Below are 12,719 nucleotides of genomic sequence, written 5' to 3'. Positions count from 1 at the left end.
GTGATAGGTGAGTTAGGAAGTTTTGCTTTAGTTCTCGCCTCTTTCTGTGCGGTGATTAGTTTTATTCCCATTGCTTTGGGAGCAGCGAAGCAGAACCAGTTCTGGGCGCGGCTTTGGAAACCGGCGATGCTGGTGACTTTTTTCGGTTTTACGGCGGCTTTGCTGCTTCTCGGTTATGCTTTTTTGACCAATGATTTTTCAATAGTCTATGTCGCAAATCACTCCAATAGATCGTTGCCCGATTTCTATAAAGTCTCTGCGATTTGGGGCAGTCATGAAGGTTCAATGCTTCTGTGGATTTGGACAATCTGTGCTTGGAGCCTTTGCTACGGTATCTTTTCGAGAGACGAGGCAAACTTTAAATCCAATGTGTTTGCAGCCATGCTCGGTATCATTGGTTTGCTGGGCCTTTTCTTGATTTTTACCTCAAATCCTTTTGCCAGAAATCTGCCTTTTTATCCTTTAGACGGTAAAGATCTGAATCCTATTCTTCAAGATATCGGCATGATCTTCCATCCGCCTCTTTTGTTCCTTGGCTACGCAGGTCTTGCTTTAGTGTTCTGCCTTGGTATCGCAGGATTGGTTAAAGGAAAGCTTTTAAGTCAGGAAGTGTCTTCTCTGACAACAGTATCCGTGATTACTTGGCTTTTCCTGACAGCAGGCAATATGCTCGGATCTTGGTGGGCCTACAACGAATTAGGTTGGGGCGGCTGGTGGTTCTGGGATCCGGTTGAGAACTCTTCTTTCATCCCATGGCTGCTGATGACCGGACAACTTCATGCGTTGCTTCTTTTGAGATATAACCAGAAATTATTAAGAACCGTAATTGCCTGTTCTATTTTTGGATTTGCGTTTTGTCTTATCGGTACGTTTATCGTGCGTTCCGGAGTAATTCAGTCAGTCCACGCTTTTGCGTCCGATCCTAATCGCGGAAATTTCCTGCTGTGCATCTTGGCATTGATCGTGCTCCCGGCGATTTTCTACTTCGCAACCAAATTCAATAAAGTCAGTGAGCCAAAAGACAGTTCATTTACCATCGCTGAAATCAGTGTCATTTTTGGTGTTCTGCTGTTGGTTTTCAGCTCCCTGTGTATTCTCTTTGGGACTCTTTATCCGTTGATTTATCAAGCTGTTTGGAATGGTTCTCTAAGCATTGGAGCACCCTACTTCAATAGTATTTTCGTTCCGATGGTTGTGTTAGCAGCGATTCTGATTAGTGCTGCGCAGCTGAGATATTCACGTTGGCCGATATGGGCCGGTGTTGTGTGCTGGAGTATCGCCATTGCCTGTTATTGCGGGTTTATGACGGCAAACAATTCTCCCGTTTATACAGCTTTGGGTGTATTTAGTGCTTCGGCCATCGTGCTTTCGGGTATCTGCAGGATTATTCAATACAAAAATCAAATCAATTGGTTCGCCTTGGTTGCGCATTTAGGTATTGCAGTCAGCATCTTGGGTGTAGTCGGGGATACCCAATACCAACACGAAGCTGTTGTGAGGATGGGCCCCGGATACGGACGTCCGTTAGGCGATTTAATCTTCGTCTACGATCGTACGGCTAAAGTTGATTACCCGTCTTTCTATGCCGATGAAGGCCATGTGATGGTCCTTAATGATGAGGAAGAGGTTCTGACCGAGCTCTACCCGCAGAGACAAACATTCAAGAGTAACGGCATGCAAATGACAGCGGCTGGTATTTCTCACGGGTTCTTCCGCGATTTGTATGTGTCGATGGGAAATAAATTAAGCTCGACGGATTATCTGGTGAGACTAAGTATTAAGCCTCTGGTCAGCTGGATTTGGCTTGGCGGATGCCTCATGCTGTTGTCTGCTATTTTCTTTTTTGTTCGCAGGAGAAAAAATGTTTAAAAAGTGGTTCCTTGGATGCGCTTTCTTCTGCGCAGTCTTGTCAGAAGCTTGGGCCCAAAGCGGTCCTTCCATCACGCAGGAAGCGATCCAAATTTCTAAAGAACTGCGTTGTCCTGATTCTATAAATCAGAATTTATATGAATCGGAATTGCCGCAAGCCTCAAGAATGAAGGCTGAGATTTTCCAGCTCCTAAAGGAAGGTAAAACAAAAGAAGAAATTCTCAAAATTTTTGCGAACAAGTACGGCCAGCAGATTCGTTATGCTCCTGAGATGAATGGTTCCACGATAGCTTTGTGGGTTCTTCCTGCAGGTTTTCTGGTCTTATTTATCGGCTGCGGAGCTTATCTGTTTTGGAGAAGGCGCAAAAGTTAACCTATTCAAAAGAAAGGTAAGTTCGTTAAGGGCGTCTTTTGAATTTGTATTCAATTTTCAAATCACCCAACAGCTTCAGGACCTATAACCAAAGAAAGGTTCGGGAAAATAAGTAGATCGATAGTTCCTAGAAAGTAATTTTTCTTTACATTTTAGGAATAGGATTATTAGTAAAGGTAGAGGAGCGGTTTTTATCAGTATGCATCTCTTCTCGGAGAATTGAGAGATGCAGAAAGGAAAACCCGCCGAAGTTTCATTATCTGCTCCGGAGGTAATGACGCTGGGCCGTAAGAGAACATCTTGCGGACTGTCACTTTTTAGTGGAGCGCTACCGGAACTCAACAGATATACCTCATCCTAACTCGCAGAGACACATTAACTATGTTGAGACCGGAAGGCTCAACCCTGTGAAATAAATATTTAGTGTCCCTGGAGGAACAAATGGCTAACTCTGAAAGCAAGCAACTAGCCCCTTGGCAGGCTATGTCAATGCTATTTCTTGGAATTGCAATAATTTTCTTTGGCCTGATGACACTTAAAGTCAACGCCAGAATTGTTTTGGCGGTTGACGGTGCCATTATGTGCTTGATGGCTTGTGCCTTCGGCATTAGCTACAACGAGATCCAAAAAGGCATCAAAGATATGATCGCCTCAATGCTGGTAGCAATGTTAATTCTGTTATCAGTCGGCGTCTTAATCGGTGCTTGGATGGCTTCCGGTACCATCCCGGTTATGATTTACTACGGCATGAAGGTTATTACTCCTGAACTTTTCTTGCCGGTTGCCTGTATTCTTTGTACTTTAATGAGTACTTTGGCAGGTACATCTTGGGGAACTTTGGCTACCGTCGGTGTGGCCTGTATGGGTGTGGCCGAAGGCCTGGGCGTTCCTGTTGAAGCAGCTGCTGGTGCTGTCTGCGTCGGTGCATTCTTCGGCGATAAGATTTCCCCGCTTAGTGACTCTCCTGTTATTACAGCCACCGTAACAGATACTCCATTGCTTGAAGGTATCAAACATTCTTTGATTTCAACCGGTCCGGCTTATATCATCAGCTTGATTTTCTTCTTTGTTTACGGCCTGAGCTTTACCTCCGGCTCAATGGAAGGCGCCACTTATTCTGAAATTCTTCACACTATTGAAAAGAGTTTCGTTCTGAGCCCAATTACCTTGCTTCCTGTATTGGTAGTTATCGCTCTTATCGTTTGGAAGAAACCGACTATCCCTACTTTCGTAGCCGGTATTGCCGTTGCAGCTTTCATTGCTATGCTTCTTCAAGGCGTCACTCTCAAGAGCATCATGAACTTCATGTATAGCGGTTTCTCTGTCCATACGGATTCGGCATTTGTAGATAAGATGCTTAACCGAGGCGGCTTTACCAGCATGCTCAGTACAATCGGTCTGCTGATGGCCGCCGCTATCTTCGGCGCTCCTTTGAGAACTGCCGGTGTTGCTCAAGTTTTATTGGATTACGTTACGAAGTTTGCAAAGAACAGCCGTGTCATGTGCTTCGGTGTGATGTGCCTCCACACTCTGTTCTTTATGATTACGGGCGCCTACTACGTCAGCTATCCTGTAGTCGGTTCTATGACTAAGGATATGTTCCCGAAATACAAACTCCACCGCAAGAATTTGATGCGCATGATGTTGGATACAGGTACAGGCCTTGCTCCGTTGGTTCCTTGGTCTACAACAGGTTCTTACACGGCTTCCACACTCGGCGTCGCCAATATTGCATTCATGGCATTTGCTCCGATGCTTTGGCTCTCTATCATTCTCTCTGTCGTCTACGCTTTAACAGGCATTGGTTTGGCCAAGATGGAAGAAGACGAAGCCAAACTTGAGGAAGAAGTTTTAACCGGTAATGCAGCTTTAGCAAAGGATTAATGATGGATACAGTTATTAAGAGATGGTACGACCTCATCAGCATCGACTCCGTCGACGGTCATGAAATCAATGCCGCTAATTATGTTGCTGAAGTTCTGAGAGGAATGGGAATAGAACCGCATTACAGTTATTTCCCCGATGATAAAGAACGCCAGCGTCCATCCGTTTGGTGCGAACTCGATAGCGGAAAACCGGGAAAAACCATGCTGCTGATAGGTCACATCGACACGGTGGAGGTCAACTTAAAGAACTGGAATACCAACCCCTTTAAACCAACTGAAATAGGTGATAAGGTCTACGGCCGAGGTGCAATGGATATGAAAGGCGGACTTGCCGATATTCTTTGTACGCTGGAGTATTTCGCTCACCACAAAGATGAGTTCTCCGGAAAGTTGGTTGGATGCTTTGTTTCTGACGAAGAAATCCTCAGCAAAGGTACTTACCAATTGGTTGATGAAGATAATATTCATGCCGATTACGCCATTATGGCCGAATGCCGCTATGACAATGTGGCGGTAGGATTCCGCGGCAGACTAAGCTTTGAAGTTATCGTTCACGGCCGAGCCGGTCACACTTGCAGATATCCGGAAAGCGGAGAAAACGCCATTATTCTGGCAGGCAAGATGGCAGAAGCGATCGAAGCCCTTCCCACGGCAACCCATCCGAAACTGGAAAAAGGGACTTGGTGTGTCCGTTACATTGAAGGGGGCACTACCGCGACTTTGACGGTGCCGGATACAGTTCTGCTCTTCCTTGACCGCTATGTGGTCCCCGGAGAGAACGAAGAAAGCTGTCTGAAACAGCTTACGGAAGCAGCTGATAAGCTTGGACTGAAAGACAAAGTAGAGGTGCGTCTCAAACCAAGAAGCAGTCCATATATGAAGTCTTTCGCTATTCCTGAAGATCATGAGCTTGTGCTTGCTCTCCAAGACAGTTTTACTGAAGTAACGGGAGAAAAGCTTCCATGCGCCTACGACCCTTCTGTCTGTGACTCCAATATTTTGGCTGTGTCGTTGGGAATTCCTGTCGTGACCTTCGGTCCGTCCGGCGGAAATATGCACGGCGACAATGAATATGGATACCCATATCAAGTTAGAAACTGCCTGGATATTTATATCAAGACAGTTAAGAAACTGCTTGGTTAATATACTTTTTCCAGTTTGATCCTGAAATCGCCTCAGTTCTTTTAGAACTGAGGCGGCCGTGTTGCGCCTTTGTAATACAATGCAAGAGACTTTTATTAAAAGTATGGATTAAGTGTGGCCTACTGTACTGTCAGCGCTCGCATGGATACGGAAGTTAAGGCTGAATTTTTCAGGTCTGTGAAGAGATTGACCTCTCTCCTTCAACGGCCATAAATATGTTTGCTAAAGCAATGATAAGAAAAAACGGATTTCCTTTTGTTTTTCAAATCGAAAAACCTTCTCAAGAAACGATGAAAGCTAAGCTATCGAGGAAGCGATAGAAGAGAAAGATCTTGTTGGCCTTTCTTCACTGCCGATGACGTCATGGATTCGTTAAATGCTTAGCGTTAAGTTAACTATCGTTCTCCATTCAAAAAAGACTACAAGAAGGCTGTTAAAAGAGGACTTGATCCAGAGGAATTGAAAGTTGTCATTGCTCTCCCCATCAACGAGAAACCGTTGGATCGAAAGTAACGAGATCATCTGCTTCTGGATTTCCGTCAGTATAGAAATGTCCGAGAGTGTCATAGAATGACGGGCTGATGGTGTACTGCTCAGATATAGAGAAGCTTGTACTTACCTTGGTTCGGACCGGTACACAAAGCGTTCTATTGGCGGTTTTTTATTGGCGAGATAGAGGTTCAGAATTGTTTTGTCTAGATACAAAAAGCCGAGAACTATGACAAATTCTCGGCCCAATTTTTCAGAACTATCTTGAGTTCCAGTTTCTGGCAAATTTTCTAAGACTGCCGACTAGATAGCCTGCAGTGTAGGCTTTGTCTTTAATACCGTGGACGATCCCTTCGAGGTCAATAGCAGGGATCCGTCCTTCGATATATTTTTTGATTTCATCTCTTAGAACGTCTTCCGGTTCTCTGTTTTGCATTTCAGACATGACGTGCAGGGCGGTTCTGGCTTGCGGAGGAAGCCTCGACATTACTTGTTCTACGCTTTTGTCAGAGATCGGGTCCATGATGAAAACAGTCCTTAATTATCCTAAGAACAGTTTATAAGCCGGATTGTCAGTTTCTTCAACATAGGAATAACCAAGATTCTTGAGGACATCATTGAGTTTTTCTCTGTCGCTGTCAGGAACCTGCAAACCGACTAAGACTTTGCCGTAGTCAGCACCTTGGTTTCTGTAATGGAACAAGGAAATATTCCACTCAGGATTGACGCTGGAGAGGAACTTACCGAGTGCGCCTGGTCTTTCCGGGAATTCGAATCGGAAGAGTTTCTCATTAGTTGCCAATGCAGAGTGGCCGCCGACCATGTATCTCAAATGAGTTTTGGCCATTTCGTTGTCGGTGATGTCTAAGCACGGGAATCCATTGTCTTTGAAGAGTTTGGCGATTTCCTCGGCTTCGCTTCTATGCTGAGTTTGAATGCCGACGAAAATCTGGGCGTCCTTGGCATCGGAAATACGGTAATTGAATTCGGTGACGTTGCGGTTGCCGAGAAGAGAGATGAGTCTTCTGAAAGATCCTCTTTCTTCCGGAATCGTGACGGAGAAAAGTACTTCGCGGTGTTCACCGACTTCTGCACGGTCTGCAACGAAACGCAGTCTGTCGAAGTTCATATTGGCACCGGATAAGATGCCGACTAAAGTTTCGTTTTTGACTTGATTCGTTTTGACGTATTTCTTAATGCCGGCCACAGAAAGGGCTCCAGCCGGTTCAAGAATGCTGCGCGTGTCTTGGAAAACATCTTTGATAGCGGCGCAGACTTCATCTGTTGTGACGGTGATGATGCCGTCAACGAATTTTTCACAAAGCTTGAAAGTTTCTTTACCGACGAGTTTTACAGCAGTACCGTCGGAGAAGAGGCCGACATCCTGGAGCTCAATTCGCTCACCTTTTTCAAGAGATTGGCGCATGCCGTCGGAATCAACGGTTTGAACACCAAAAACTTTAATTTCAGGGTATAGGGCCTTAATGTAAACGGCAATACCGGCAAGCAGTCCTCCCCCGCCGACCGGGGCAAACACTGCATCAATTTTTCTGCCGTTGGCTTGGCGAATAATCTCCATACCAATGGTGCCCTGTCCTGCAATCACATCAGGGTCATCAAAAGGATGAACTGGAGTTAGACCTTCTCTATTTTTTAGTTCCTCGGCATAGGCTGCAGCTTCAGAGAATGAGTCTCCAAAGAGGACGGCTTCACCGCCGAGGCGGCGTACTGTATTAACTTTTAAATCAGGTGCGGTAATCGGCATCACAATAACGGCTCTGCAGCCAAGTTTGCTGGCTGCTAAGGCAACGCCTTGTGCATGGTTGCCGGCGCTAGCGGCAATAACTCCTCGTGCTCTTTCTTCTTCAGAAAGTTTGGACATCTTGTTGAAAGCACCGCGCAGTTTGAAACTGAACACGCTTTGAAGATCCTCTCTCTTTAGAAGTACGGTATTACCAGTTCTGGTGGAAAGGAGAGTGGCCTTTTGAAGAGGGCTTTCTTTAGCTACCTCATAAACATTTGCCGTTAAAACGCGGCGAAGATATTCTTGTTCAAGCATTGATTTAACCGGTTAATAGTTGATTACAGGAGCTTTTAAACATACCACTAGAAACGGTGAAAATTTGTTTTGTCGAGAAAAATTCTATTGAGATCAGTCTATTTTCAAGGTCAGAAGGTACAATGTTTTTCACTGACTTTGATAAAAGTTCGAAGAAAAAGATTCTTCTAAACAATGACCTGGAGATAGGCCTGTGGAAAAGGAAAGAATTACCGCCAAAGAAACCGAGCGAGAAGAGACTCGTAGACAAAGGGAAATTCCTTATAACTACACTTCTTATTCAGACCGCGAAATTGTCATTCGCTTACTTGGTAAAGAGGCGTGGAACATTTTAGAAACCCTGAGAGCTCAAAAGGGCAGAACGGGCCGTTCTGCACGTATGTTGTTCGAAGTGCTGGGAGATATCTGGGTCATTCAGCGCAACCCGTATCTGCAGGAGGATATGCTCTTCAACAAAAAGAGAAGAGACTTGTTGGTTGATGCGCTCTATCACCGTATTAATGCCATCCAAAAGAGAATCGACGGTAGAAGTTCTTCTAGGCGCGAAGAGCTGATTTCTCAGCTGATTCAGAAAGCATTGGTGACCGTTGAAAAATTTAAGAGTTCTTTCGAACGCTCTTGGGATTTTCGCCGTTTGGTTATAAAAAAACTGAAAAAACATACCAAGTCGGAAAATATCCGTTTTGACGGTTTCTCCCGCGCAATGCATGTGACAGATGCCACGGACTGGCGCGTCCACTATCCTTTTGTGGTTTTGTTTCCTGACAGCGAGTCCGAAATTCCAGGTCTCGTTCAAGCTTGTATCTCTTTGGGATTGACGATTGTTCCTCGAGGGGCAGGTACAGGCTATACCGGAGGTGCGGTTCCGCTTCATGAGAAAAGCGTTGTTATCAATACGGAAAAACTCAATGCCATCGCCGCCCCGGAAATGGTTCATTTGCGTGGCAGAAACGATACGACTGCAACGATTTATGCTCAGGCAGGGGCTGTAAATAAACAAGTGGCCGATAAGGCAGCCAAAGACGGGTGGATTTTTGCCGTTGACCCAAACTCTAACTACGCTTGTTCCATCGGAGGCAACATTGCTGAAAACGCCGGTGGTAAAAAGGCAGTTCTTTGGGGTACAACGGTTGACAGTGTCTATTGGTACCGTATGGTTGGACCAAACGGCGAATGGATTGAAGTCACGCGTCTTAACCATAACCTCGGCAAGATTCATAAACAAAAAGAAGTTGAATTCGAGGTCGTATACAAAGAAGGTACGAAAGATCCTGAAAATGCGAAGGTGCTCTGTACTGAGCATATTAAGATTGACGGCAGCACAATCAGAAAGCCAGGATTAGGAAAAGACGTTACCAACAAGTTCCTCGGTGGTGTTCCAGGACTTCAGAAAGAAGGCACCGACGGCATTATTACGTCTGCGAAATTTGTTTTGTACAAGATGCCCCCGTTCACCCAAACTCTGTGTTTAGAGTTCTACGGGGCTGCCAGCAATGCCGGTCCGGCTATTTATGCAATTTCTCAGCTGCTTGATTCTCATCCCGAGGGTGTGATGCTCGCCGGATTGGAACATTTGGACGACCGCTATCTTCACGCGATTAACTATGCTCCGAAGAGCGTGCGCGCTGAGTATCCGAAGATGGTTATCGTCGGTGATGTCATTGGGGACAATGAAGAGGCCATCGACCGTCAAGTAGAGAAAATCAAACAAATTTCTCTTGAGGGAAACGGTGAAACCTTTATTGCTAAGACTCCTGAAGCGCGCCACCAATTCTGGCAAGAACGCTCTAAGACCTCAGCAATTTCCAAGCACACAAACGCCTTTAAATTAAATGAAGACGTTGTCATTCCGTTGGACAAAATTGGCGAGTACACCGATGCTTGTGAGCGTTTTAATATTCGTTGTTCCATCCAGAATAAAACAGACATGATTGATGCCGTTGAAGCTTATCTTCGCGGACCAATCTCCTTAGGCAAGCTGGCAGTGTCTTCCCAGGGACTGAGCAAGGAAGAACTGCTGAAAGAAAGAATCCCTGCGGCAATTGCTCTTTTGGATAAAGTTAAATCCCAGTGGCAGTATGTTCTTAATCATTTGGATGAAAACTCAGCTGAAGCGGTCGCCGCACTTGAAAGTCTCGGCCGAGTCATCGATGAATCAGTTAAATCTCAGGATAAGTACCCTGCGCTTTTGGGTCTTGTCCAAAACCACTTACTCCGCATCTCTTGGAAAAAAGAAGTTGTTGCGCCGTTGTACAACATTTTTGCCGGCGACAGCTTCGAGGCAGTCAGAGAGCAGATTAAGAAAATTCACGACAAGGTTCTGCGAGGCCGCGTATTCATTGCGCTGCATATGCATGCAGGCGACGGTAATGTTCATACCAATATTCCGGTGAACTCCGACGACATCGACATGCTCAGAATCGCTAACGAAGCTGTTGTCTATGTGATGGGTGTGGCCAAGAAGCTCGGCGGAGCGATTTCCGGCGAGCACGGTATTGGCATGACGAAAGTTGAGTTTGTTGAACCTGGACAGTTCGATCAGTTCTATGAGTACTTAGACAGAGTTGATCCGCAAGGTCATTTCAACAAAGGCAAGCTCAGACCGGAGGCCAACCTTTCTTTGGCTTACACGCCCAGCTTTAATTTGCTTGGCCATGAGTCGATCATTATGCAAAACAGCGAAGCCAAGCAAATTTCTGATGAAATCAAGACTTGCTTGCGCTGCGGTAAATGCAAACCGGTCTGTACTACTCACGTACCGGATGCCAATCTGCTGTACTCGCCGAGAAATAAGATTATTGCGGTATCCCTGCTTCTTGAGGCTTTCCTCTACGAAGAGCAGACTCGCCGCGGCTTGTCTCAGAAGCACTTTGTGGAGTTCGCAGATTTAGCGGACCACTGCACAATTTGTCAAAAATGTCAGAAGCCGTGTCCCGTCAAGATTGATTTCGGGCACGTCACGATGATGATGAGAGACATGCTTCATCGTCTGAATAAAGAGAAGAAATCCCCAGCGAAATACTTCGGTCTTAAGTTCCTTGAGATTGAAAAGCCGATGCTTATTCGTGCAGCTAGAAAGGGCTTAATTGAGTATGGTTTTAAGGCCCAAAGAATGGCGGCTGATACCTTGAAGATGGCGGCGGCTCCTTCGGCTAGACGCCCCGGATTCTCAACCGGAAAGCCGACTTTGAAGGAAGAAGTTATTCATTTGGTAAACCGCAAGCTTCCGAAGGTTGAGATTCCGACAACTTCCCGTAAGCTGTTGGACATTGAAGAAACAACATATGTTCCGATTATTAGAAATAAGGAAAGGAACGAAAAAGAAACGGTGTTTTATTTCCCCGGATGCGGAAGTGAACGTCTGTATTCGCAAGTTTCCGTAGCTGTCATCGGTATGCTCCATGATTTGGATATCCAAACGGTGCTTCCTCCGGGATACTTATGCTGCGGCTATCCGCAGGCCGGCAACGGCATGAAGCAGAAGAGCGAAGAAATTGTCACCCGCAACCGAGTGCTTTTCCACCGTATTGCCAATACTTTGAACTACAAGGATATCAATACCGTGTTGGTCAGCTGCGGTACGTGTCTGCATCAACTCAAAGAATACAACTTTGAAAGTATCTTCCCGGGCTGCCGAGTGATGGACATTCACGACTTCTTGAAGGAAAAAGGTATTGAACTGGCCGGTGCTAAAAACACGCGCTACATTTACCACGACCCATGCCATACTCCGTTGAAAGAAGGCGTTCCTATTAAGACTGTTAACCAGATTCTTAAGCCTGCTGACGGTTCTTCTATCGAACTTTCTGAAAGGTGTTGCGGCGAAAGCGGAACTTTTGCTATCGGACGTCCTGATATTGCCAGCCAAGTTCGCAAGAGTAAAGAAGAAAGTCTCAAAGGCGCTTCGGCCAAACTGAAGAAAGGCGACTTCCGCGGTGAAGTTAAGATTCTGACAACTTGCCCCGGATGTTATCAAGGCATGAGCCGTTACTCAGATGCGGTCAAGACCACCAGCGAATTCTTGATTGTCGAAATGATGAAAGCCAAACACGGTAAGAATTGGATGCATAAGGTCCTGTCTGAAGTGAAGGACGGACTTATTGAAAAGGTGCTTCTATGACAAATTGTCCTCTTTGTTTTTCATCAGGAGAAAAAGTACTTCTAAAAAATGATTTATTCCGGATCATTCAAGTCAATGATGTGGATTATCCGGGATATTTCCGTGTGATTGCCAATGATCACGTTAAAGAAATGTCAGAGCTTAGCTCTGAAGCGCAAATGCGCATTATTTCGGCTTTAAGCAAGATAGAAGAAATCGTTTTAGAGAACATGAGGCCTATCAAGGTTAATTGGGCTCAGCTCGGAAATATGGTGCCTCATCTGCATTGGCACTTGATAGCTCGCTTTGAAGATGACGCAACATTTCCGGATTCTATTTGGAGTCCGAAGCGTCGTCAGACAGCCACTGATGTGTTAGTTGCTAGGAAAGAACTGGCAGATGTTTGTGCTGACCTAATTAAAGGCACATCGGGCGAATTCTAAGAGTTGAAAAGTACCAGTGTATAGGAATTTATGCCAGCATTTCGCCGAATTGGCCTAGAGCGATCAAATGATGAATTCGCCAGCTAAGATTCTTTGAGGTGACTAATTGAAAAAAGTTTCTTTATGCATAGCTGTTTCAAATTGCCTATTAAGGATTCCTAAAAAAGCAGTTCCAAGTTTTGTCCGCTTAAGAGTCAAGTAACTGGCTTGGGACAGAAGAGCTCGGATTGTGATATCGGTGGTATGTACACGATAGCTGAGCTCGCTAACCGCAAATTCGTTTCTTCCGAAGAAAGTATTTGGTTGTTAGTAAGGTTGAAAAACTGGTGAGAAATAGAGTCGGTTTTGGAAAAGAAAA

9 protein-coding genes and 1 riboswitch are annotated in these 12,719 nt (G+C 45.4%); of the genes, 7 read left to right on the top strand and 2 right to left on the bottom strand.

Features of this window, described 5'->3' with window-relative positions; genetic code table 11:
* From ADH67_RS09050 to ADH67_RS13800, 5 genes are all read left to right on the top strand, one after another.
* Positions 1–1,869, top strand: coding sequence for a heme lyase CcmF/NrfE family subunit (locus ADH67_RS09050; protein WP_066594390.1), 1,869 nt, complete (start codon positions 1–3; stop codon positions 1,867–1,869).
* Positions 1,862–2,242, top strand: a complete 381-nt coding sequence (locus tag ADH67_RS09045) for a cytochrome c-type biogenesis protein (RefSeq protein WP_084081536.1) — start codon at positions 1,862–1,864, stop codon at positions 2,240–2,242. Before ADH67_RS09050 ends, ADH67_RS09045 begins: the two co-directional genes overlap by 8 nt.
* 169 nt (positions 2,243–2,411) lie before the next feature.
* Positions 2,412–2,581, top strand: a riboswitch (Lysine riboswitch).
* 102 nt (positions 2,582–2,683) lie between these two features.
* Positions 2,684–4,126, top strand: a complete 1,443-nt coding sequence (gene nhaC, locus ADH67_RS09040; protein ID WP_066594384.1) for a Na+/H+ antiporter NhaC — start codon at positions 2,684–2,686, stop codon at positions 4,124–4,126.
* Between the two features lie 2 nt (positions 4,127–4,128).
* On the top strand, positions 4,129–5,271 hold the full coding sequence (locus tag ADH67_RS09035; protein WP_066595955.1) for a M20 family metallopeptidase: 1,143 nt from the start codon (positions 4,129–4,131) through the stop codon (positions 5,269–5,271).
* A gap of 164 nt (positions 5,272–5,435) precedes the next feature.
* A complete protein-coding gene (locus tag ADH67_RS13800) occupies positions 5,436–5,591 on the top strand; it encodes a type II toxin-antitoxin system RelB/DinJ family antitoxin (RefSeq protein ID WP_143597738.1) in 156 nt (51 codons plus the stop codon).
* Between the two features lie 428 nt (positions 5,592–6,019).
* Here ADH67_RS13800 and ADH67_RS09020 read toward each other — a convergent pair whose 3' ends face one another.
* Both ADH67_RS09020 and ilvA read right to left on the bottom strand, forming a co-directional pair.
* The gene (locus ADH67_RS09020) at positions 6,020–6,283 is read right to left on the bottom strand and encodes a hypothetical protein (protein WP_066594383.1); all 264 of its coding nucleotides are present in this window, start codon (positions 6,281–6,283) and stop codon (positions 6,020–6,022) included.
* Positions 6,284–6,301: 18 nt separating this feature from the next.
* Positions 6,302–7,819 (bottom strand): threonine ammonia-lyase, biosynthetic, encoded by a 1,518-nt coding sequence (gene ilvA, locus ADH67_RS09015; protein WP_066594381.1) that lies wholly within the window; start codon positions 7,817–7,819, stop codon positions 6,302–6,304.
* A gap of 193 nt (positions 7,820–8,012) precedes the next feature.
* On the opposite strand from ilvA, the gene ADH67_RS09010 reads away from it, so the two are divergent.
* Both ADH67_RS09010 and ADH67_RS09005 read left to right on the top strand, forming a co-directional pair.
* Complete coding sequence (locus ADH67_RS09010) at positions 8,013–11,939, top strand: DUF3683 domain-containing protein (RefSeq protein ID WP_066594377.1); 3,927 nt, start codon at positions 8,013–8,015, stop codon at positions 11,937–11,939.
* Positions 11,936–12,361 (top strand): HIT family protein, encoded by a 426-nt coding sequence (locus ADH67_RS09005; RefSeq protein WP_066594376.1) that lies wholly within the window; start codon positions 11,936–11,938, stop codon positions 12,359–12,361. The genes ADH67_RS09010 and ADH67_RS09005 overlap by 4 nt, the downstream gene beginning before the upstream one ends.
* Positions 12,362–12,719 lie beyond the last annotated feature (358 nt).

It is taken from the genome of Turicimonas muris (assembly GCF_002221595.1).
GTDB classification, from domain to species: Bacteria; Pseudomonadota; Gammaproteobacteria; order Burkholderiales; family Burkholderiaceae_F; genus Turicimonas; species Turicimonas muris.
This window is presented reverse-complemented; position numbering and strand designations above follow the sequence as displayed.